Source organism: Rhodococcus sp. IEGM 1366 (assembly GCF_033142425.1).
In the GTDB taxonomy this organism is placed as follows: Bacteria; Actinomycetota; Actinomycetes; order Mycobacteriales; family Mycobacteriaceae; genus Rhodococcus_F; species Rhodococcus_F globerula.
In genome coordinates, this window is record NZ_JAWLRZ010000011.1 from 18846 (window position 1) to 40771 (window position 21926).

The following is a 21926-nucleotide window of genomic DNA, read 5'->3' on the forward strand; positions in this document are numbered from 1 at the left end:
CACTATGCAAGCTCGAGGGCAGCCGCAACGGCAACGGGATCAACACCGATGGGCTCGACGTTCGGCATGCCCTTCAGAGCGGTGTCGGGATCCTTGAGGCCGTTACCGGTCACGGTGCACACGACGGTCAGTCCGGGCTCCAGCCATCCTTCGGCGCGGGCTGCGAGGAGTCCGGCAACGCTCGCTGCCGACGCCGGCTCCACGAAAACGCCTTCGGTGGCAGCGATCAGACGGTAGGCCTCGAGGATCTTCTCGTCGGTTGCGGCGCGGAATGCGCCGTTCGACTCTTCCTTGGCCGCGACAGCGCCGTTCCAGGATGCGGGAGAACCGATCCGGATTGCGGTGGCGATGGTCTCGGGATCCTTGACGGGCGCACCGTTGACCAGCGGTGCGGCTCCGGCTGCCTGCACGCCGAGCATGCGGGGCCTGACCGTGGTCAGACCGTCCGCGTAGTACTCGGAGTATCCGCGCCAGTACGCCGTGATGTTTCCGGCGTTTCCGACCGGGAGTGCGTGAACGTCGGGAGCCTTGCCCAGGACGTCCATGATTTCGAATGCCGCGGTCTTCTGGCCTTCGATGCGTACCGGGTTCACAGAGTTGACGAGACCGATGGTCGGGAACTCCGCAGTGGTCTTGCGTGCCAGCTCGAGGCAGTCGTCGAAGTTGCCCTGGACCTGAATGATCTTGGCGCCGTGCATGACTGCCTGAGCGAGCTTGCCCATGGCGATCTTGCCCTGCGGGATCAGGACGGCGCAGGTCATTCCGGCCTTGGCGGCGTACGCGGCAGCCGAGGCAGAGGTGTTGCCGGTGGAGGCGCAGAGCACGGCGCGCTGGCCACGAGCGAGGGCGTCGGTGACGGCCATCGTCATGCCGCGGTCCTTGAACGAACCGGTGGGGTTGAGGCCCTCGACCTTGAGGTAGACGTCGCAACCGGTGATTTCGGAGAGATGACCGGCCGGCAGGAGCGGGGTGCCGCCCTCACGCAGGGTGACGGTCTTCCAGTTGTCGCCGATTGCCAGACGATCCCGGTATGCCTCGATGAGTCCCGGCCAAGCTTTGTGGACGGGATTGACGATGCCGGTCATTGTTCAGTGCCTTCCAGTCGCAGCACGCTGGTCACAGCGGTGACGAATTCGAGTTCGTTGAGGGCCGCCACGGTTTCGGAGAGAGCCGCGTCGGTTGCTACATGAGTGACGACCACCAGTCGAGCGCCGGCGCCGGCACCTTCCTGACGGACGACGGAGATGCTCACGCCGTGCTTCGCGAACTCGGCGGCGACTGCGGACAGCACGCCTTCCTTGTCCGCCACCTCCATGTTCACGTAGTAGCGCGTGAGGATGTCGCCCATCGGAGCGACCTTGAGCTTGGCGTACTTGGATTCGCGGGGGCCGCGGCCACCGTGAACCTTGTTGCGCGCCGCCATCACGAGATCACCCATCACCGCGGAAGCGGTGGGAGCGCCGCCTGCGCCCTGGCCGTAGAACATGAGTCGGCCGGCGTTTTCCGCTTCCACGACAACGGCATTGAATGCGCCGTTGACGGTGGCGAGCGGGTGAGTGAGCGGAACAAGCGCTGGGTAGACCCGCGCGGAGATCCGTTCCTTGCCCTTGGGCGTGACGATTCGCTCGCAGATCGAGAGCAGCTTGATCGTGCAGTCGAGTGCCTTCGCCGACGCCAGGTCCGCGGAGGTGATGGTGGAGATTCCTTCGCGGTACACGTCAGCGGCGGTGACGCGGGTGTGGAACGCGATGGACGCGAGGATCGCGGCCTTTGCTGCGGCGTCGTAGCCTTCGACGTCTGCGGTCGGATCGGCTTCCGCGTATCCGAGGCGGCCGGCTTCGGCGAGGGTTTCCTCGTAGTCCGCGCCCGTTTCGGCCATCGCGGAGAGGATGAAGTTGGTGGTGCCGTTCACAATTCCGGCAACCTTGTTGACCCGGTCGCCTGCGAGCGACTGCGTCAGCGGGCGGATGACCGGGATCGCGCCGGCGACCGCCGCCTCGAAGTACAGGTCGACCGAGTTTGCTTCGGCTGCCTCCGCCAATTCACCGGTGTGGTCCGCGAGCAACGCCTTGTTGGCAGTGACGACGGACTTGCCCGAATTGAGCGAGGAGAGGATCAGCTTTCGCGGTAGCTCGATTCCGCCGATCACCTCGACGACGATGTCCACGTCCTCGCGGGCGACGAGAGATTCTGCATCCGTCGTCTGCATGTCCTCGGGAATTCCGCGGTCGGAGCCGATACGACGAACGGCAACTCCCCGCAGTTCCAACGGAGCGCCGACGCGAGCTTCGAGCTCCTCGGCCTGCTCACGAATGATGCGGACGACTTCACTTCCGACGTTACCGAGGCCGAGAACGGCCACACCGATAGCGCGATGCGCCGATTGGCTCGTCACTGCGATACCTCCAAGCTGAGCAGATCTTCCACTGTTTCCCTCCGCAGAATCACGCGTGAAACTCCGTCACGCACCGCCACCACGGCTGGGCGGGTGAGCAGGTTGTACCTGCTCGACATCGAATAGCAGTATGCACCGGTCGCTGCTACCGCAAGTAAATCACCAGGTCCGACGTCCTCGGGCATCCAGGTGTCCCGAATGACGACGTCACCGGATTCACAGTGCTTTCCGACAACACGTGCAACAACAGGATCGGCCTCGGATGTACGTGAGACCAACTTGGCTTCGTACTCCGCACCGTAGAGCGATGTGCGGATGTTGTCGCTCATGCCGCCGTCGACGCTGATGTAGCGGCGTGTCAGTGCGCTGCCCACCGTGACGTCCTTGATGGTGCCGACCTCGTAGAGCGTCACCGTGCCTGGTCCGGCGATGGCGCGGCCGGGTTCGACGGCCAGTGTCGGCTCGGGCAGTCCGGCCAGTGCCGATTCGTTGCGCACGATGTGGCCGAGCTTGGCTGCGAGTTCGTCGACGGGCGGCGGGTCGTCGGACGGGATGTACGAAATTCCCATGCCGCCACCGAGGTCGATTATCGAGATCTGCTTGGTCTTCTCGACGCCGAACTCCGCGACGACGTCGCGAAGCAGCCCGATGACGCGATGGGCTGCCACCTCGAAGCCGTCGACGTCGAAGATCTGCGAGCCGATGTGGCTGTGCAGTCCGACGAGGCGCAGGTTGTCGGCGGCAAAGACGCGGCGCACTGCGTCGATTGCCGCTCCCCCGGCCAACGAGAATCCGAACTTCTGATCTTCGTGTGCAGTGGAGATGAATTCGTGGGTGTGCGCTTCGACGCCGACGGTCAGGCGGATCAGCACGTCCTGGACAACTCCGGCCTCACCGGCGACGCGGTTGAGGCGTTCGATCTCGACTGCAGAGTCGAGGACGACGTGACCGACACCGGCAGCAACACCGGCCGTCAGCTCGGCGACGGACTTGTTGTTGCCGTGCATGGCAATTCGCTCGGCCGGGAAATCGGCGTGCAGTGCGATTGCCAATTCGCCACCGGAGCACACGTCGAGTGACAGACCTTCGTCGGCAACCCAGCGTGCGATCTCACCACACAGGAATGCCTTGGATGCGTAATGCACCTTGGCATCCGGGCCGAATGCTCGGGCCATGTCGCGGCAGCGTGAACGGAAATCGTCTTCGTCGATGACAAACAGCGGCGTGCCGTACTTCTCGGCAAGCTCGCTGACCTTGACACCTGCCAGGGTTACTTCGCCGTCGTCGCCGCGAGCCGCGTTGCGCGGCCACACCTGCGGCGAGAGTTCACCGAAAGCCTCGGGACTGGTGGGACGGTCGGGCAGACCGGGGGCCTGCAACTGCTCGGCATGCTTGGGGCCGGCGGGGTGCGCGTTCACATCTGCTCCGGTGCTGTGACGCCGAGCAGTTCGAGGCCGTTGGCCAGGACCTGCCTGGTGGCGGCGCAGAGTGCCAGACGCGCGCGGTGCACGTCGGTTGCGTCTTCGTCGCCTTGTGGAAGGATGCGGCACGCGCCGTAGAAGCGGTGGTACGCACCCGCGAGTTCTTCGAGGTAGCGAGCAATACGGTGGGGCTCACGCAGGTTCGCTGCACTGGACACGACGCGAGGGTATTCGCCGATCGTGCGAATGAGATCGCCCTCCTGCTCGACCGTGAGCAGGGCGAGGTGGCTCGCGTCGGCAGAGAGTCCGAGGTCTGCGGCGTTGCGGGCGATCGCGGAGAGGCGGGCATGCGCGTACTGGACGTAGTAGACCGGGTTCTCGCTGCTGGTCTTGGTCCACAGATCGAGGTCGATGTCGATGCTGGAGTCCACGGACGAGCGGATCATGACGTAACGCGACGCGTCGACGCCGATGGCTTCGACCAGGTCGTCGAGGGTGATGACGGTGCCTGCGCGCTTGCTCATCTTGACGGCGGAGCCGTCCTTGACGAGGTTGACCATCTGTCCGATCAGGACCTCGACGGTGTCCGGGTCGTCACCGAATGCGGCAGCGGCGGCCTTGAGCCGACCGATGTATCCGTGGTGATCGGCGCCGAGCATGTAGATGCACAGATCGAAGCCGCGGGCGCGCTTGTCCTGGAAGTAAGCAATGTCACCGGCAATGTAGGCAGCGTTGCCGTCGCTCTTGATGACAACGCGGTCCTTGTCGTCGCCGTAGTCGGTGCTCTTGAGCCACCAGGCACCGTCCTCGTGGAACAGGTTGCCCGAGCTTTTCAGGGACTCGACTGCCTTTTCGACTGCGCCGGATTCGAAGAGCGAGTTCTCGTGGAAGTACACGTCGAAGTCGACACCGAAGTCGTGGAGCGTCTGCTTGATGTGCGTGAACATCAGATCGACGCCGATGGCGCGGAAGGTTTCCTGCTGCTCGTCGGCAGGCAGGTCCATGACGTCCGGGCGCTGCTCCATGACGGTCCGAGCGATGTCGGCGATGTAGGCGCCGGCGTAGCCGTCCTCGGGTGCCGGTTCGCCCTTGGCCGCGGCGATCAGCGAACGCGAGAAGCGATCGATCTGGGCGCCGTGGTCGTTGAAGTAGTACTCACGTGTGACCAGGCCGCCCTGCGCGGACAGGATGCGTCCGAGCGCGTCTCCGACTGCGGCCCAACGGGTTCCACCGAGGTGAATCGGTCCGGTGGGGTTGGCGGAGACAAATTCGAGGTTGATCTTCTTGCCGGCGAGGGAATCGCCCGAGCCGTACGACGGACCGGCTTCGAGAACCGATACGACGATCGCGCCCTGGGCGTCCTTGTCCAGCCGGATGTTGAGGAAGCCCGGTCCGGCGATCTCGGCGGATTCGATTCCGTTGGCTGCGGTGAGGGCTTCGGCAAGCCAGCCCGCCAGCTCGCGCGGATTCGTGCCGACCTTCTTGGCTACCTGCATGGCAATGTTGGTGGCGTAGTCGCCGTGCTCGGGGTTGCGAGGACGCTCGACTGTCAAGGTTTCTGGGAGCACCGAGACGTCGAGGCCGCGTTCGGCTAGGACGCTCGCAGCGGTTCCGCGGAGCAGTTCGGCAAGGTCAGCTGGAGTCACAGGTATTCATCTTATTGCCTGCACACTCGAGGTGGAGACTCGCCTCGCGCCGGGCCGCCTGCGGGTAGGCTGACGACCGATTTGGGCGTGTCGCACGCCACTCTCCCAGATTGCCCTCAGACTCGGAAAGTACAGTGGTAATGCCCGAGCTACCGTCACGTACGTCCGACGGGAGGGTCTGCTGCATATTTGCCCACACACCGAAAGAGCCCAATCGATGCCAAGCGGTTCGGATAGTCGCGGTCCCAATAATAAATCCGGGGCCAAATCAGCCAAAGCCATCAAGGCTGCCAACAAGGGTGGCCGTCCGGCCAAGAAAGGCAAGGGAGGCGTTCCCGCCCCTCGCCAGATCCCGTGGCTGACGATCGGCGCCGGTGCGCTCGTGCTTGCACTGATTGCAGTGCTCGCCGTCAACTTGTGGCCGAAGGTCGAGGAGCAGCAGGCGCTGGAGCCCTATAAGTACAGCTCGGAGAACAAGGATCCGTCCGACAAGATCGACGGTGTCCTCAAGATCGAGTACCCGGCCGGTCAGCACGTCGAGGCCACGCAGCGCGTCGCCTACGACCAGACCCCACCGTTCGGTGGACCGCACGACTCCACGTGGGCGAACTGCACCGGCACCGTGTATGCAGACCCGATCCGGACCGAGAACGCAGTCCACTCCCTCGAGCACGGCGCCATCTGGATCTCGTACAACCCCGATCTTGTCGACCAGGACCAGATCGACAGCTTGGCGACACGCGTCAACGGCAAGTCCTACATGCTGATGTCGCCGTACCCGGGCCAGAGCAGCCCCATCTCGCTCCAGTCGTGGGGCCATCGCCTCGAAGTCGACAACGCCGACGACGAGCGCATCGACCAGTTCATCACCGCGCTGAACCAGAACCCGAACACCTACCCCGAGGTCGGCGCCAGCTGCTCCAACCCGCTGTTCAGTCCGGAAACGTCACCGTTCGATCCCACCGCTCCGGGCCCCGACGCCGTTCCGATGGACGGCGCAGGCACCACGGCAGCTACCGACGAGCAGATTCCCGCGGGTGGATAACGTGCCAGACACCGACCAGCCGTCGAAGCCCAGTCAGCGCACCGCGCTGCTGATCATCGGGTTGATCGGCGCTATCGCAATCGGCTTCGCCCTTGGTGCGCTCACCAACATGTTGGGTCCCGACGCCGAGTCCTCACTGACTGTCCCGGCATCGGACTCCGTCGATGTGGGCTTTGCGCAGGACATGAGCGTGCATCACAGCCAGGCCGTCGACATGGCATCCATCGCGCTGACGAAGTCCACCGACAACGACGTACGCACGTTGGCCTACGACATCTTGACCACGCAGCAGAATCAGCTCGGCCAGATGCAGGCCTGGCTCACGATGTGGGACCAACCCCTCAGCAAGGTCGGCCCGTACATGGAGTGGATGTCGTCCGACTCGTCCGGGCACAGTTCGCACGGGACCTCGGGCACGATGGACATGGATCATTCGGGCCCGGTCGACACCATGCCGGGCATGGCGTCACCCGAGGACCTGGCCGCACTGCGCGCCGCGTCCGGCACCGAACTCGACGTCCTGTTCCTGCAGCTGATGTTGCGTCACCACGAGGGCGGACTCCCGATGATGGAGTACGCCGCAGCCGATGCCACCGAGGGCCCGGTGCGGTCCCTGGCACAGACGATGGTCGACACGCAGCAAAGCGAGTCCGCACTGATGACCAGCATGCTGGCCGCGCGCGGAGCCGCTCCACTGCCGATGAATTAATCCGGCTCTTTTCCAGACCCGAACTGGGCCTGGTCCTGATCTACTTCAGGACCAGGTCCAGTTTTCTATTTCCGGCATGTCCTCGAGGTGTTCGACGATGTAGCGGGAATGCTTCTCCAGCTGCGACCGACAGAATTCGGCCAGCTCCGGAGATCCGGCCGTTCGCCGCTTCGAGCGTCGTAGTGCCTCGATCACCAGGTGGTAGCGGCTCATCTTGTTGAGCACGACCATGTCGAACGGTGTTGTGGTGGTTCCTTGTTCACTGAATCCCCGAACGTGGAAACGCTCCGGCGACGGCCGCCCGTGCATGAGCTCGTGAATTGCGCGGGAGTAGCCGTGGAACGCGAACACGACGTCGGTCTGCGCGGTGAACAGATCGAGGAAGATTCGCTCACCGAATCCGTGTGGGTGCTCGGTCGGCGTCAGCAACGCCATGAGGTCGACGACGTTGACCACCCGCACCCGTAGGTCCGGAGTGTGCTCTCGGAGCAGTTGGGCGGCGGCAAGAATTTCTTGTGTCGGAACGTCTCCCGCTGCCGCGAGCACAACATCCGGCTCTTCGCCGTGAACTTCCGTTCCCGCCCACTCCCACACCGAAGCACCGGCAGCGCAGTGCGCGTGTGCCTGCTCGAGTGTGAGGTACTGCAGATGTGGCTGCTTGTCGACGACGATCAGATTCACGTGATCAGTGCTGCGCAGGCAGTGATCCGAAATCGACAGCAACGTGTTGGAGTCCGGCGGCAGCCACACACGGATAACACTGGGCGCCAAAGGAATCACGGCGTCGATCATTCCCGGGCCCTGATGGCTGAAACCGTTGTGATCGTTACGCCAACACGTACTTGTGAGCAGTACGTTGAGCGACGCCACCGGAGCGCGCCACGGCAATTCGACTGCATGTTGGAGCCATTTGGCGTGCTGGATGAGCATCGAGACGCTCACCATCGCAAAGGCCTCGTAGCTGGCGAACATTCCGTGCCGGCCGGACAACAGATAGCCTTCGAGCCAACCCTCACACAGGTGCTCGCTGAGCACTTCCATGACTCGTCCGTCTGTGGAGAGTCCGTCGTCGAATTCGGTGATCGGCAATTGCCAACAGCGCTCTGTTGTCTCGAAGACGGCGCCGAGTCGGTTACTCGACGTCTCGTCCGGACAGAAGAGTCGGAAGATTCCGCCGCTGTCGTCGGTTTCGGTGGCGGCGTAGATGTCTCGGAGCAATTCTCCGAGTACCCGGGTGGTCTCGTGGAACGTCGAACCCGGCGATTCGATGGGGAGCGCGTACTTCTCGAGGGCCGGCACGGGAAGGTCGACGCGCAGGCGCCCACCGTTGGCGTACGGCGTGCTGCCCATCCGCTTGTCGCCGGCAGGGGCCAACGCGGCCAGGTCGGGTCGCAATGATCCGTTTGCGTCGAACAACTCGTCCGGCCGGTAGGAACGCATCCATTCTTCGAGTTGGCGCAGGTGCGCTTCGTTGGTGCGCACTCCCGACAGCGGCACTTGATGCGCCCAGTGGGTACCTTCCACCAATTTCCCGTCAACCGTGTGCGGCCCTGTCCACCCCTTGGGCGTGCGCAGGACAATCGCCGGCCATTTACCCGACCACTCCTTGCCGCCGCGCGCCTTCGCCTGCCGATCACGAATCATGTTGTGAGCATTGACTATTGCTCGGTACAACTGCGGGAAGACCGCACCGGGATCATCTCCGGACACAACAACGGGATCCCACCCCTGACCGCTGAGAAACGCCTTGACATCCTCGTCGCTGCTGCGCCCGTACACCGTCGGTCCCGCGATCTTGGCGCCGTTGACGTGCAGGATCGGCAGCACCGCTCCATCGCGACGCGGATTGAGGAAGGCCGGGAGTTTCCACGATCCCGATAACGGACCCGTTTCCGCCTCACCGTCACCGATGACACATGCCACCAACAAGTCCGGATGGTCGAACGCGGCGCCCGCCGCGTGTGCGAGCGCGTACCCCAACTCGCCACCTTCGTGAATGCTGCCGGGAGTCTGCACGCTGACGTGACTCGGCACACCGCCCGGAGCCGAGAACCGTCGGCACATCCGATGAATACCCTCACCGTCCGCCGGTACGTCGGGATAGATCTCCGAGTACGTCCCTTCCAGGTACGTCGACGCGACCAATGCCGGTCCGCCGTGTCCGGGCCCCGTCACGTACAGCCAATCCGCGTCGGTGGCAACGATGTGCCGATTCAGCAACGTGTAGATCATCGACAAACCCGGACTGGTTCCCCAATGCCCGAGCAGTCGGGGTTTGATGTGCTTCGCTTGCAACGGTTCTCGCAGCAAAGTGTTGTCCTGCAGGTAAATCTGCGCGACGGTCAGATAGTTCGCGGCTGCCCACCACTGCAGGTCCAGCTCGAGATCGTCGTCGGAATACTGATGATCGGTCATCGTCGACTCCCGTACTTCACGAGGGTGCCCGAGCGGTCCGCCCGAACCTGTGCCCAGAGGCGAGCCTAGGTGCAAACCGCACGGATGTCTTAGTTACCGACGCTCGACGCATTCTTATGTGGGGCCGGTTTGACCACATGCGGGTGTGATGCGCTACGCTAACGCAGCCCAAGTCGGCACACCGATTTTTATCGGTGCGCCCCCGTAGCTCAGGGGATAGAGCGTTCGCCTCCGGAGCGAAAGGCCGCAGGTTCGAATCCTGCCGGGGGCACCACGACAGCGCAGGTTTTCTTACCGGCTGCGCGTCTCGGTGCCACATTTTTCGGGCCTCATTTCTCAGCGACTACCGTTGGCAGCATGCCGCGCCGCGATTCTGCCCCGACCTACACGATGCGTCAGCTTGCCGCGTTTGTGGCGGTAGCAGAGACCGGAACCATCACCGCTGCCGCCGATCTCATGCACCTCTCCCCCTCGGCACTGTCAGCGTCCATCACCGAACTCGAACGCGCCCTGAAAGTTCAACTGTGCGTTCGTCGTCGATCATTCGGCGTTCAACTCACTCGCACCGGCGAATCTGTTCTGGTGCGCGCACGCGCCCTCCTGCAACAGGCCGACGAACTCGAGTCCGACGCACTCGGAACTGCCGGCACCGTTTCCGGGCCCATTGCGATCGGGTGCTACCCCGCATTGGGGCCGACAATTCTGCCGTCGATGATCGCCGGCTTCACACGCACCTACCCGGCAACACAGGTGGAGTTTCGCGAGGACAACCAGAACCGACTGCAGACCCATCTGGAAAACGGCGAGTTGGATCTTGCGATCGCGTACGACTTGGATCTCTCGTCGGAACTGCGCACGATTCCGTTGACCACCCGACAACCTCTGATCGTCTTGGGCGCCGAGCACCCGTTGGCGCAATCGGAGAACCCCATTCATCTCCCTGATCTCGCCAAGTTTCCGATGGTCCTCCTCAACGCGCCACCGAGCACCAAACACGCACTCGACGTGTGTCGCCTCGGCGGGTTCGTCCCGGACGTTGCCTACCGAACCGGGAACTTCGAGACGGCGCGAGCCTTTGTCGGGCGCGGTCTCGGCTGGACGCTCCTGCTCCAACGCCCGAAGATGGACATTACGTACGAGGGCCTCGAGGTAGTCGTGAAAACGATCGGATCGCCTGCAGTTCCTTCGGTGGACGTAGTGCTCGCCTGGCACCAGGACGCACGCCTCAGTCGAGTGGCACGAAGTTTTATAGAATTCGTTTCACAGCAGGATGATCGGCAATAACGACCCGACCAGGACAAATCTCTCCTTCCATCATTTTTCCGTGGAAGAACCTCCAATTCTTTAGCTTTTCAAGTGTTGTGGCGCGCGTCATTGTGTCTTCAAGCGATATTCATGTCGAAAGGCAATTCATGACCTCCACCGCCACGCCGCATACGGTGCGCGCTGCCGCGAGCGCCAAAGCGCGCAAAGCCGCCCTCGGCAGCTTTGTCGGCACCGCCATCGAGTGGTACGACTTCTTCATCTACGGCACCGCTGCGGCGCTTGTACTCGGCACGCAGTTCTTCCCCGGCACGTCCGAACTCGCCGGAACCTTGGCCGCCTTCGCGACACTCGCCGTAGGATTCATCGCGCGCCCCATCGGCGGAATCGTGATGGGACATTTCGGCGACCGCATCGGACGCAAGTCCATGCTCGTACTCTCGCTGCTCCTGATGGGCGGCGCGACCGTTGCCATCGGCCTGCTGCCGAATTACGACTCTATCGGTGTCTTTGCGCCCGTCCTCCTCGTGACATTCCGCTTCATCCAGGGCCTGGGCGTCGGCGGCGAATGGGGTGGAGCAGTCCTGGTTGCGACCGAAAATGCACCAGAAGGCAAGAAGGGCCTCTACGGCGCGGCGCCGCAGATCGGCGTGCCGGCCGGTGTGCTGATGGCCAACCTCGTGTACCTGCCGCTCGCCGCGTTCATGGACGACAGCACCTTCAACTCCTGGGGTTGGCGAATTCCGTTCCTGCTCAGCGCTGTTCTGGTGGGCGTCGCGATGTGGATTCGACTCGGACTCGAGGAAAGTGACGAGTTCACCGCGTCCAAGGACGACGCTCCTGCGGAGACACTGCCGATCCTCGAGGTGCTGACCAAGCACTGGAAGACCGTGCTGCTCGCCGGTGGCACCTTCATCGCCACCAACGGAATCGCGTACGCGTACATGGTGTACGTCCTCAAGTACGGCGAGAAGGAACTCGGATTCAGCAAGACCACGATGCTGTTCCTGCTCATCGCGTCCTGCCCCTTCTGGATGGCCGGAATGGCATTCAGCGCGCACAAGTCGGACTCGATCGGACGCCGAACCGTCTACATCCGTAGCTCCATCGCGTTGGTCGTCGCCGCGGCAGCATTCTTCCCGCTCATGGACACCGCGATCATCCCGGCGATGTTGTTTGCCATGATCGGCCTTGGCTTCACGCTCGGCTGCTGCGCCGGCCCACAATCCGCGCTGTTCGCCGAACTGTTCCCCGCCCACATCCGCTACAGCGGAGCGTCGCTCGGCTACCAGATCGGTGCCATTCTCGGCGGCGGCCTGGCCCCGATGATCGCCACCGCACTCTTTGCCGGATTCGGCACGTCGCTCGCCATCACCGTCTACTTCGTGGGAATCGCCGTGATCAGCCTCGTCTCGATCCTGTTGCTCCCCGAACCTTCTGCCGCACAGAAAGCCTCGTGATCATGTCGACTTACTTTCATCCGAAGAAGTACGCCGCCGAGGATTTTGCGTCCCTGGCTCCGTCGGCCGACGCGCTCCCGGTAGTGATCGTCGGAGCCGGCCCCGTCGGCATGGGCGTTGCCATGGGCTTGGCCCAGCGCGGCATTCCCGTCACAATTCTCGAAGCGGCAGATCAGGTTTCGTTCGGCAGCCGCGCGATCTGCGTGTCGCGGCACAGCCTCGAAGTTGCCGAGCGTCTCGGCTTCGGCGCCGAACTCGAAGACATCGTTCTGCCGTGGGTAGGTGGCCGGAGCTACTACCGTGATCAGGAAGTGCTGCACTTCCGTATGGCCTCCGCCGATCACGACGCGCGCGGCCCCATGGTCAACGTGTCGCAATCCGAGTTCGAGCAGATCATGACGGACAAGCTGCTCGCTCACCCCCTCGTGAACTTCCACTGGTCGTCGTCGATCGCGGGCATCGCAACCGGCGACGACGAGGTGACGTTGACCGTCGACACCGCGTTCGGAACTCGCGAACTGCGTGCCGCCTGGGTCGTTGCCGCCGACGGTGGCCGTAGCAAGATGCGCGAACTCAGCGGAATCCGCCTGCAGGGCAACAGCTACGAGGGCAACTACGTCATCGCGGACATTCATTGGGAATCGGAACTACCGGCCGAGCGTCTGGTGTGGTTCGACGCGCCGAGCAACCCGGGTTCCACGATCATCATGCACCGCCAGCCGCGTGACATCTGGCGCATCGACTACCAACTCGACGCGTCGGACGATCCCGAAGCGGAGACGCAGGAAGATCGCATCCGCGACCGCATCACGCGCCACCTCGAATGGCTACAGAGCGACATCCCGTGGACCCTCGAGTGGTTCGGTTTCTACCGCGCTCATGCACTGGCCTTGGAAGATTTCACGCACGGCCGCGTGCTGTTTGCCGGCGACGCAGCGCATCTCGTCCCTATCTTCGGTGTTCGTGGCCTCAACTCCGGCATGGAAGACGCCGAAACCCTGGTGTGGCAGTTGGCCTCCGTCATCAACGGAGCGTCCGATACCGCCATCCTCGACGCGTACTCGACGGAACGTCGCAGCGCGTGGCAGCAGAACGTCGACAATGCAGGCAAGTCGACGCTCATCATGTCCCCGGGTAGCCACGGACACCGAACCACTCGCGACGCGGTGCTCGAACTCGCCACCACTCGAGGCGAATTCGCGCACCTGATCAATCCGCGCCAGTCGAGCGCAACACACGCCCACCTCTCACCGCTGACGTGGCCAACCACTCCCGGCACCCAAGGCGTCCTGCCCGGCGATCCGCTCGAAGACAGGATCGTCGCGGTCTCGGCGGGCGGCTCGGAAACCTCCTTGAATCGTTTGCGCGGTACGGGATTCGGTGTGCTGGCCTTCGGCCTGTCGGCTGAATTGGCTTCCGAACTCGCCGCGCAGGCCGATGTTCTTGCTCGCGCACTTGCACCGGAAACCGTGCGGGTCATCACCGTGGGCGGTGCCGATGCCACGGTCGACGACGCTAGCGGCGACCTCGCGGCTGCACTCGGTGCTCGCGTCGGCGAGATCTTCGTGATCCGCCCCGACGGCTTGGTGCTGTGCCGGATCAGCGATCCCGCACAATTGGGCGATGTAGCCAAGCATCTCACCGCCGGAACTGCGCCGACCCACTTCGACGCAGCAGTGTCAGTGACAGCTGCAGCGGTCGGAGACGATGCCCGTCGCGAGCACGTGTGGTTGGCACTCTCCAACGCACTCGATCAGGCCGAGCCGGCTGATCGTGAAGGCATGTTGGTGCGCCTGGCCATGATCCTCGGCTCGCAAGCGAGCACTGCCGACTTCGACAGTGCTGTTGGGTCCGCTTCGCGTTAGTCCACGATTCACACGTTCAGCCGCGCAGGAATTCTCCTGCGCGGCTGAACTTTTTTACTAGGAGACGGGCGTCAACTCCTTCTCCGCATCGGTGCGCTTTCCACGTACCGATCTTCCCCGCACCAAGGGCGAAACGGTGATGGCCAAGCCCACCAGCGCAACGCCGGTAACCAGGATCAGTCCGGGATGGAACTGTTGAAACCCGGCAGTCCCCGAGCCAGTCGCGGTATGCGAGCCAGCGGTGACCAGAGCCGTCGTCAGTGCCAGCACAAGGGCCGCACCGACCTGAGCCGACGTGTTCACCAGACCCGAGGCCAAACCTTGCTCCGAGTCGTCGACGCCAGAGGTTGCCTGAGCCATGATCGAGGTGTAGCCCAAGGCAAATCCGAGGCCGAGCAGAATGACGCTGGGGAGAATTGCCACAACGTATGACGGTGAATCACTCCCGGCAAACAGGAACCAGAGGTACCCGACGCTCAGCGACGTCAGTGCCGCGATGATGAGTCTGGCACTGCCGTACAGGTCGACCAACCGTCCGACAAACGGCGAACCGAAGGCAACGATGATGCCTGCGGGGAGCAGTGCCATCGCCATCTTCAGGGGCGACCAGCCGAGGGCGGACTGCAGGAAGATCGTCATCATGAACTGGAAGCTCAGATAGGACCCGAAGAGCGCGATGATGGCGAGATTCGCGCGGACGATGCTGCCGACGCGCAGAAGTCCAAGGCGCACAAGCGGATGTGCCACCTTCTTCTCCACGACAAAGAACGTCGCCAAGAGTACCGCTGCCACGGCAAACGACCCCAAGGTCATCGGGTGCGCCCAACCACGAGTCGGGGCCGAGACCATCGTGTAGACCGTGAGCAGCATTCCCGTCACCAACGTGACGGCGCCAACCAGGTCGTGTCCGCCGTTGTCCGCGGGACGGTCCCGCGGAATGAGGAAGTACCCACCGATCAGCGCGATGACAGCGAAGGGCACCGGCATCAGGAACGTGAATCTCCAACCGGCGCTGGTCAACAGCCCGCCGAGAATCAGTCCGGACGAGTAGCCGCTGGCACCGAATACCGAGAACACGGACAGCGCCCGGTTACGTGCCGGACCTTCTTTGAACGTCGTGGTGAGGATGGACATCGCGGTCGGAGCGGTGAAGGCGGCAGCGAGTCCCTTCACGAATCGTGATGCGATCAGCGGTGTTCCGTTGTCGACGAGACCACCGACGAGCGAGGCGATCGCAAACACCGTCAGCGCGATCAGGAACACTTTCCGGCGTCCGAGCAGGTCTGCTGTGCGCCCGCCGAGCAGCAGCAGTCCGCCGAATCCGAGGACGTAGCCGTTGATGATCCACTGCAGCGAAGTAGTGGACAGGCCCAGTTCATCGCCGATGGACGGTAGAGCGACGCCCACCATCGACACATCGAGACCGTCGAGGAACAACACGAGGCAGAGCACCGCGAGGATGCCCCACAGCTTGAGGGACCAACCCTCCCCTGTGGCCGGATCCGTGGATTCCGTAGAACCCGGTGATTCCGGCGAATCGAATGGTTTGAGTGTCGAGTCTGTGCAAGTCACGTCAGCGAGAATAGATGCACATGCACTTAATGCACAAGCATTTAATGCAATTGCACGTAATCGAGTCTTCAACTAGAATGCGGTCGTGACGTCGGAATCCGAATTGCGCAACACCTGGCGCTCGCTGTCGACCAGCTACAACGACATCGCATGCGAACTCGATCGCCAGATGCAGTCTGCGCATGGCCTGAGCATGAGCGACTTCGAGGCTCTCGACCGACTCATGGACACCTCGTGTGAGCGTCCACGGATGCAGGATCTGGCCTCGGAGATGTACCTGAGCCCCAGTGCGCTCTCCCGCAGCGTCGCCCGTCTCGAGAAGGCCGGACTGGTTCAGCGAGCACTGTGCGAGGCTGACCGGCGCGGAGTCTTCATCGACGTCACCGACAAAGGGCGCGAAGTCCACTCGGATGCCAGCAAAATTCAACTGGCCGTGCTGAATTCACACCTGCGCGCGCAATAGCCCTTACTCACTCGACCGTACCGTCGCATGCCCGAACCCCGGGCGATCAACGAACCCGGCTAGACTGGCCTGGTACCGACGCGCTTTTCTGACGCCGTCGGCGATCGACAGCAGCGCACCCAGCACGCCCTCAGGCGGTCCTGGTCCAGGCATTCTGCCAGCGTTCCTGCGGCTTCTGCTCTTCCCTCAGGCTCCTGCCTGACATCTCTACCTGCTCCTATCGAGAGATACACAATTGAACAACGTACGCACCCTTGGAGTCATCGGACAGTCGAGCAAACCGGCAGAACGCCGGTTGCCGATCCACCCTGCCCATTTCGATCGGATCGACGCTGAACTTCGCTCGCGCATCTACCTCGAAGAGGGCTACGGCCATGCCTTCGGGTACTCAGACGACACCCTCTCGGGCCTGGTGGCCGGAATCCGCACGCGCAAGGAAATTTTGGCGGAAACCGATGTGGTTCTCCTACCGAAACCGTTGGCGGCCGACCTCGCCGAACTCCGCACCGGCCAGGTGCTCTGGGGCTGGCCGCACTGCGTGCAGGACACCGAACTGACCCAGATCGCGATCGACAAGAAGCTGACTCTCATCGCTTTCGAGGCCATGAACCACTGGCACAGCGACGGATCCTTCAATTTGCATGTCTTCCACAAGAATAACGAGTTGGCGGGCTACAGCTCGGTTCTCCATGCCTTGCAGTTGATCGGTTCCACCGGCGACTACGGGCGACGCCTCACCGCTGCCGTCATCGGTTTCGGTGCCACCGCCCGCGGCGCCGTCACGGCACTCAAGGCGCATGGTATCCATGAAGTCGACGTGCTGACCCAACGCGGCGTCACCGCCGTCAGCTCCCCCATCCACTCGGCTCGGATGGTCTCGTTCGACAACAACAACGGTGATGTTCGCGGCAGTCACGTGATGATCGACAATCACAGTGTGCCGGTCCCCGGCTTCCTCGCCGAGCACGACATCGTCGTCAATTGTGTACTGCAGAACACGGATACACCGCTGACGTTCCTCACCGAGGAAGACCTCGTGAACTTTCAACCCGGCAGCCTCATCGTCGACGTCTCATGCGACGAAGGAATGGGATTCAGCTGGGCTCGCCCCACCTCGTTCGCGGAGCCGACCTTCATCGTCGGTGACAACATCACCTACTACGGCGTCGATCACAGCCCGTCGTACCTGTGGAACTCCGCATCGTGGGAGATCAGCGAATCACTTCTCCCCTACCTACCTGCCGTCATGGCGGGCGAGACGGCGTGGAAAGCAGACGAGACCTTGGAGCGGGCCATCGAAATCCGTGACGGCGTCATCGTGAATCCGGCCATCACCCGATTCCAGCACCGCTCACCGGACTACCCACACCCGATTCTGGCGTAGTGAACAATCAGCCCTGGCCGGCTGCCGCCGTGATCGGCGCCATGTCGAAGTAGTCGCGCCAGGCGCTGATTTTCCCGTCACGGACTTCGAACACGCCCATCACCGGTAGCGCTACCTCCGCGCCGTTGATGCTGAAGACGTCGATGCGCTCGTTCATGACTACGTCACCGCCTGAGACCTGACGCTTGGTCTGAAAGTCGATGTTGCCGAAGGCACCCACAAACTGCTCGATGAATGTCCGGACGGCCTCGCGCCCGACCACGGGTTCCATCGGAATATTGTGGTAGACGATGTCATCGGTGAAGTAGTCGACGATCTTCGCGATGTCGGCGTCGGCCCATTCCTTGCAGAATTCGGTGACCAAAGTGTCGGGTGTCATTGTGCGTCATCCTTTTTCGGGTGCGGTTCGATAATTGCCATGATGCTTTCGATCTCCCCTGCCGGTATTCCGAAGTACTCGGTGATGAACACCGTGACAGCAGGCGCTTGGCCCGGGGTTCCGAGGTCCATCAGATACCGCGCTACGACGCTTTCGCCCCACTCACGCAGCGCGAGTTCACGTATGGCGACAATTCCGCGGTACTGCTGCCCCTGTTCGAGTTCATTGCTGATGAAAGCGCCGGTGTCACCGGTTCGTTGACCGTTCTCCACGCGCCACGCGTCGGCGGCAAAACGGACCTTGGTTGCGTCGTGAGTGAGCAACGCGTTCACGTACTCCCGCGCCATCGCGACGCGTCCGCTGACGGCAGACTCCGTGGAGTGCTTGGCAATTGCACCCAGAATCGACTCGGCCAGCTCTGGTCGGCAGATCACCAGGTCCGGCAGATACGGATGAGATTCGTTGTACAACAACGGCGAACCGTCGATGCGGCTGCAGTGCAGCCCCGCAGCCTGGGCTACACCGACGGGCGCAGCCGAATCCCATTCCCACTGCCCACCGGCATGCAGGTAGGCGTCGACGTCGCCGCGCACGACGGCCATCGCCTTGGCGCCAGCCGAGCCCATCTGCACAACCTCTGCGCCAAGCTCGGCCGCCACCGCATCGGTAAACGCGGGCGGGCGCGAGCCGCTGACAACAATGCGAAGTGGCTGGTTAGCCGGTGCATCCGACACTGCGTCGTTACTCGAGTACACCTGCCCAAGGGCTGGTTGCGACACCGCCGCCGCAGTTATGCCGTGTCCTCGTTCCCAGAGCGCGACGTGCACAGCCCAATCGGAGCGAGCGGGCATCCCGTATTCCTTGGATCCGTCGAGAGGGTCGATGATCCAGACGCGCGACGCATCGAGCCTGGTGCGATCGTCGGCGGATTCTTCGGAAAGGACTGCGTCACCAGGACGGGCCTCGGCCAACTGGTCGAGGATGAAGACATCGGCCGCTTTGTCCCCGCGCCGGCCCAATTCCCGGCCGTCACCGGCGCCGAGACCCTCCGCTCGAATACCGAGAAGGATGGCTCCGGCGGCTTCTGCCAAGTGCTTCGCCAACTCGGCGTCGGCAGTTCGGCTGTGCGTTGGTTCACTCACAGCGCCAACACTTCCATAATTCGCTGTGCCAGTTCGGCAGGCGTTCCGTCTTCGGGTCGAATTACCAGTTCGGCGTGTTCAGGGACCTCGTAGGGATCGTCGACGCCGGTGAAGCCCGTAATCTCCCCCGCCCGCGCTTTTGCGTACATGCCTTTGGGATCCCGTGCCTCGCACTGCTCGATCGGAGTATCGACATACACCTCGACAAAGCGCAGACCCGCAGCTTCGTGAGCAGCGCGGACGCGGTCCCGATCCTCGCGGTACGGACTGATCAGGCAAGCCACGGCGACTGCGCCGGAATCGGCGAACAGCTGCGCCACCGATCCCACCCGCCTCACGTTCTCGGCGCGGTCCTGTGCACTGAATCCCAAATCGGCATTGAGTCCATGTCGAAGGTTGTCCCCGTCGAGTCGGTAGGCGGGGGTACCTGCCGCAACCAGCCTGCGTTCGAGTTCCACTGCGATCGTGGATTTCCCGGAAGCCGAGAGGCCGGTAAGCCACACGGTGGCGCCTGCTGTCGCGCGCTCCTCTCGGGAGACTTCGGAGCTGTGCCAGACGACGTGTGAATCCTTGAGCGTCGGGCCGTTGATCATTCCCGCTGCGACGGTATTTCCGGTGATCTCGTCCACGAGGATGAAGCTGCCGGTGACGCGATTACGACGGTAGGGATCGAACATCAGCGGCTGCTGCGTTTTGATGGAGATGCGCCCGATCTCGTTGAGCGACAGCGCCTCCGCGGTCTCGTCGCGGTGCAGTGTATTGACATCGAGGCGGTAGTCGAGGCGCACAATCTGTGCCTTGGTCGAACGAGTGGTGTGCAGCAACGAGTACCGGTTGTTCTCCGACAGTGTGGTTTGGTCGGTGAGCCAACAGATCATTGCGTCGATCTCCTGGCCTACCTGTGGCCGGTTGTTGATCCGACACAGTTGGTCTCCGCGACTGACGTCGAGATTGTCGCTCAGTTCGATGCAGACGGCGGACGGCGCGAAAGCTTCGGTTATCGCCGTTCCGCCCGGTCCGTGAACGGCCTTGACCGTCGACGTGAAACCTGAAGGGAGAACTACTACTTCGTCGCCTGGTTTGAAGACTCCACTGGCCACGGTCCCGGCGTATCCGCGGAAGTCGTGAAGATCTGCGTCGGTCTGTTGCTGCGGACGGATGACGTACTGCACCGGGAATCGCGCATCGATGAGATTGCGATCCGACGCGATGTGCACCTGCTCGAGATGGTGCAGCAGCGACGGACCGTCGTACCAGGACATGTTCTCGGTACGCGCAACGATGTTGTCCCCCAACAGCGCCGATACGGGGATGAAGGACAGATCGTGGACGTCGAGCTTGATCGCGAACTGCCGGAACTCTTCCTTGATCTCCTCGAACCGGTCCTGCGACCACCCCACCAGGTCCATCTTGTTCACGCACAGCACGAGGTGCGGAATTCCCAAGAGAGTCGACAGAAACGCATGCCGACGTGTTTGCTCGAGCACACCTTTGCGCGCGTCGACCAGGATCAGGGCGAGGTCGGCTGTCGACGCACCGGTGACCATGTTCCGGGTGTACTGCTCATGCCCGGGCGTATCCGCGATGATGAACTTGCGATGCGGAGTGGCAAAATATCGGTGTGCCACATCGATAGTGATGCCCTGCTCACGCTCGGCACGCAATCCGTCAGTGAGCAGTGCGAGGTTGGCGTACTCGTCACCGCGTTCACGACTACTGCGCTCAACTGCTTCGAGTTGATCTTCGAAGATCGATTTGGAGTCGTAGAGCAATCGGCCGATGAGCGTCGACTTACCGTCGTCGACGCTGCCCGCGGTCGCGACTCGGAGGAGTTGCGGCATCAGAAGTACCCCTCTTTCTTTCGATCTTCCATGCCGGCCTCGGAGATTCGGTCGTCCGCCCGGGTTGCTCCGCGTTCGGTGATCCGGCTCGCGGCCACTTCTTCGACGACGGCGGCGGCCGTTTCGGCGGACGACTCCACACACCCTGTACAGGTGGCGTCGCCAACAGTCCGGAAACGCACCAACGCTTCGTACGATTCCTCCCCCGGCCGCAGTTCAAGGAATCGTGTGCGCGCCAACAGCATTCCGTCCCGCGGCACTACCTGCCTTCGGTGGGCGTAGTAGATCTCCGGAAGATTGATCATCTCGCTCTCGATGTACTGCCAGATGTCGAGTTCGGTCCAGTTGGAGAGCGGGAAGATCCGAATATGTTCGCCCTTACGATGTTTGCCGTTGTACAGGTTCCACAGTTCCGGTCGCTGCATCTTGGGATCCCATTGGCCGAATTCGTCCCGGAAACTGAACACTCGTTCTTTTGCTCGCGCCTTCTCTTCGTCCCGGCGTGCTCCCCCGAACACGGCGTCGAACTTCCCGTCCCGAATACCGCGGAGCAGTGCGTGAGTTTGCAGGCGGTTGCGACTCGCCCCGACGCCGGTTTCCTCGCTGACTCGACCTGCGTCGATGTCGTCCTGCACGCTGGCGATCACCATGCGCAATCCGAACCGGTCCACGGTTCGATCACGAAACTCGATTACTTCGTCGAAGTTGTGCCCGGTGTCGACATGCATGACGGCAAACGGCAACGGCGCCGGCCAGAAGGCCTTGGCCGCGACATGCAGCATCACCACGGAATCCTTGCCACCGGAGAACAGAAGCACCGGCTTTTCGAAAGTCGCGGCAACTTCCCTGAATACGTGGACTGCCTCGGCCTCGAGCGCCCGTAGGTGGGACAGCTCGTAGGCGGGCGGGGTCTGGAGTGCTGGCAT

The 21926-nt window shown here is 62.8% G+C and carries 17 protein-coding genes and 1 tRNA gene; 8 read left to right on the top strand and 10 right to left on the bottom strand.

Annotated features, from left to right (window positions below; translation table 11 throughout):
* Positions 1-2 precede the first annotated feature (2 nt).
* From thrC to argS, 4 genes are read right to left on the bottom strand one after another with little or no spacing between them, the layout of a single operon-like run.
* Positions 3-1085: a threonine synthase gene (gene thrC, locus R4P64_RS28200; protein WP_033236095.1), complete on the bottom strand. Its 1083-nt coding sequence runs from the start codon at positions 1083-1085 to the stop codon at positions 3-5.
* Entirely contained in the window at positions 1082-2395 is a 1314-nt protein-coding gene (locus tag R4P64_RS28205; RefSeq protein ID WP_033236094.1) for a homoserine dehydrogenase, read from the bottom strand. Before R4P64_RS28205 ends, thrC begins: the two co-directional genes overlap by 4 nt.
* A complete protein-coding gene (lysA, locus tag R4P64_RS28210; protein WP_033236093.1) occupies positions 2392-3813 on the bottom strand; it encodes a diaminopimelate decarboxylase in 1422 nt (473 codons plus the stop codon). The genes R4P64_RS28205 and lysA overlap by 4 nt, the downstream gene beginning before the upstream one ends.
* The gene (argS, locus tag R4P64_RS28215) at positions 3810-5462 is read right to left on the bottom strand and encodes an arginine--tRNA ligase (RefSeq protein WP_045071326.1); all 1653 of its coding nucleotides are present in this window, start codon (positions 5460-5462) and stop codon (positions 3810-3812) included. The genes lysA and argS overlap by 4 nt, the downstream gene beginning before the upstream one ends.
* Positions 5463-5679: 217 nt before the next feature.
* On the opposite strand from argS, the gene R4P64_RS28220 reads away from it, so the two are divergent.
* Positions 5680-6507: a DUF3105 domain-containing protein gene (locus R4P64_RS28220; protein ID WP_045071329.1), complete on the top strand. Its 828-nt coding sequence runs from the start codon at positions 5680-5682 to the stop codon at positions 6505-6507.
* A 1-nt stretch (position 6508) separates the two neighbouring features.
* Entirely contained in the window at positions 6509-7216 is a 708-nt protein-coding gene (locus R4P64_RS28225) for a DUF305 domain-containing protein (RefSeq protein WP_371851347.1), read from the top strand.
* Positions 7217-7261: 45 nt separating this feature from the next.
* Here the strand turns inward: R4P64_RS28225 and R4P64_RS28230 are convergent, their stop codons facing one another.
* On the bottom strand, positions 7262-9631 hold the full coding sequence (locus R4P64_RS28230) for a phosphoketolase family protein (RefSeq protein ID WP_317823484.1): 2370 nt from the start codon (positions 9629-9631) through the stop codon (positions 7262-7264).
* A gap of 198 nt (positions 9632-9829) precedes the next feature.
* Between R4P64_RS28230 and R4P64_RS28235 the strand changes: the two genes are divergently transcribed.
* The 4 genes from R4P64_RS28235 to R4P64_RS28250 all read left to right on the top strand — a co-directional run bounded on the left by R4P64_RS28235 (position 9830) and on the right by R4P64_RS28250 (position 14219).
* Positions 9830-9905, top strand: a tRNA-Arg gene (locus R4P64_RS28235).
* Positions 9906-9988: 83 nt separating this feature from the next.
* Entirely contained in the window at positions 9989-10915 is a 927-nt protein-coding gene (locus R4P64_RS28240) for a LysR substrate-binding domain-containing protein (RefSeq protein ID WP_033236088.1), read from the top strand.
* A 128-nt stretch (positions 10916-11043) separates the two neighbouring features.
* Positions 11044-12354, top strand: a complete 1311-nt coding sequence (locus R4P64_RS28245) for an MFS transporter (RefSeq protein WP_033236087.1) — start codon at positions 11044-11046, stop codon at positions 12352-12354.
* A 2-nt stretch (positions 12355-12356) separates the two neighbouring features.
* Complete coding sequence (locus tag R4P64_RS28250) at positions 12357-14219, top strand: FAD-dependent monooxygenase (protein ID WP_317823486.1); 1863 nt, start codon at positions 12357-12359, stop codon at positions 14217-14219.
* Between the two features lie 57 nt (positions 14220-14276).
* Here R4P64_RS28250 and R4P64_RS28255 read toward each other — a convergent pair whose 3' ends face one another.
* On the bottom strand, positions 14277-15791 hold the full coding sequence (locus R4P64_RS28255; RefSeq protein WP_317823487.1) for an MFS transporter: 1515 nt from the start codon (positions 15789-15791) through the stop codon (positions 14277-14279).
* A gap of 85 nt (positions 15792-15876) precedes the next feature.
* On the opposite strand from R4P64_RS28255, the gene R4P64_RS28260 reads away from it, so the two are divergent.
* Complete coding sequence (locus R4P64_RS28260; protein ID WP_033236085.1) at positions 15877-16254, top strand: MarR family winged helix-turn-helix transcriptional regulator; 378 nt, start codon at positions 15877-15879, stop codon at positions 16252-16254.
* Between the two features lie 235 nt (positions 16255-16489).
* Positions 16490-17638, top strand: a complete 1149-nt coding sequence (locus R4P64_RS28265) for a N(5)-(carboxyethyl)ornithine synthase (RefSeq protein WP_095888641.1) — start codon at positions 16490-16492, stop codon at positions 17636-17638.
* Between the two features lie 7 nt (positions 17639-17645).
* Here the strand turns inward: R4P64_RS28265 and R4P64_RS28270 are convergent, their stop codons facing one another.
* Genes R4P64_RS28270 through cysD form a run of 4 tightly spaced genes read right to left on the bottom strand, consistent with a single transcriptional unit; the run spans position 17646 to position 21926 of the window.
* Entirely contained in the window at positions 17646-18017 is a 372-nt protein-coding gene (locus R4P64_RS28270; RefSeq protein WP_033236083.1) for a limonene-1,2-epoxide hydrolase family protein, read from the bottom strand.
* Entirely contained in the window at positions 18014-19159 is a 1146-nt protein-coding gene (locus R4P64_RS28275; RefSeq protein ID WP_317823490.1) for a 3'(2'),5'-bisphosphate nucleotidase CysQ, read from the bottom strand. The genes R4P64_RS28270 and R4P64_RS28275 overlap by 4 nt, the downstream gene beginning before the upstream one ends.
* Positions 19156-21000 carry an adenylyl-sulfate kinase gene (gene cysC / locus R4P64_RS28280; RefSeq protein ID WP_317823492.1) on the bottom strand — a complete coding sequence of 615 codons (1845 nt, stop codon included), beginning with the start codon at positions 20998-21000 and terminating at the stop codon, positions 19156-19158. The genes R4P64_RS28275 and cysC overlap by 4 nt, the downstream gene beginning before the upstream one ends.
* Positions 21000-21926 carry a sulfate adenylyltransferase subunit CysD gene (gene cysD, locus R4P64_RS28285; RefSeq protein WP_092807641.1) on the bottom strand — a complete coding sequence of 309 codons (927 nt, stop codon included), beginning with the start codon at positions 21924-21926 and terminating at the stop codon, positions 21000-21002. The genes cysC and cysD overlap by 1 nt, the downstream gene beginning before the upstream one ends.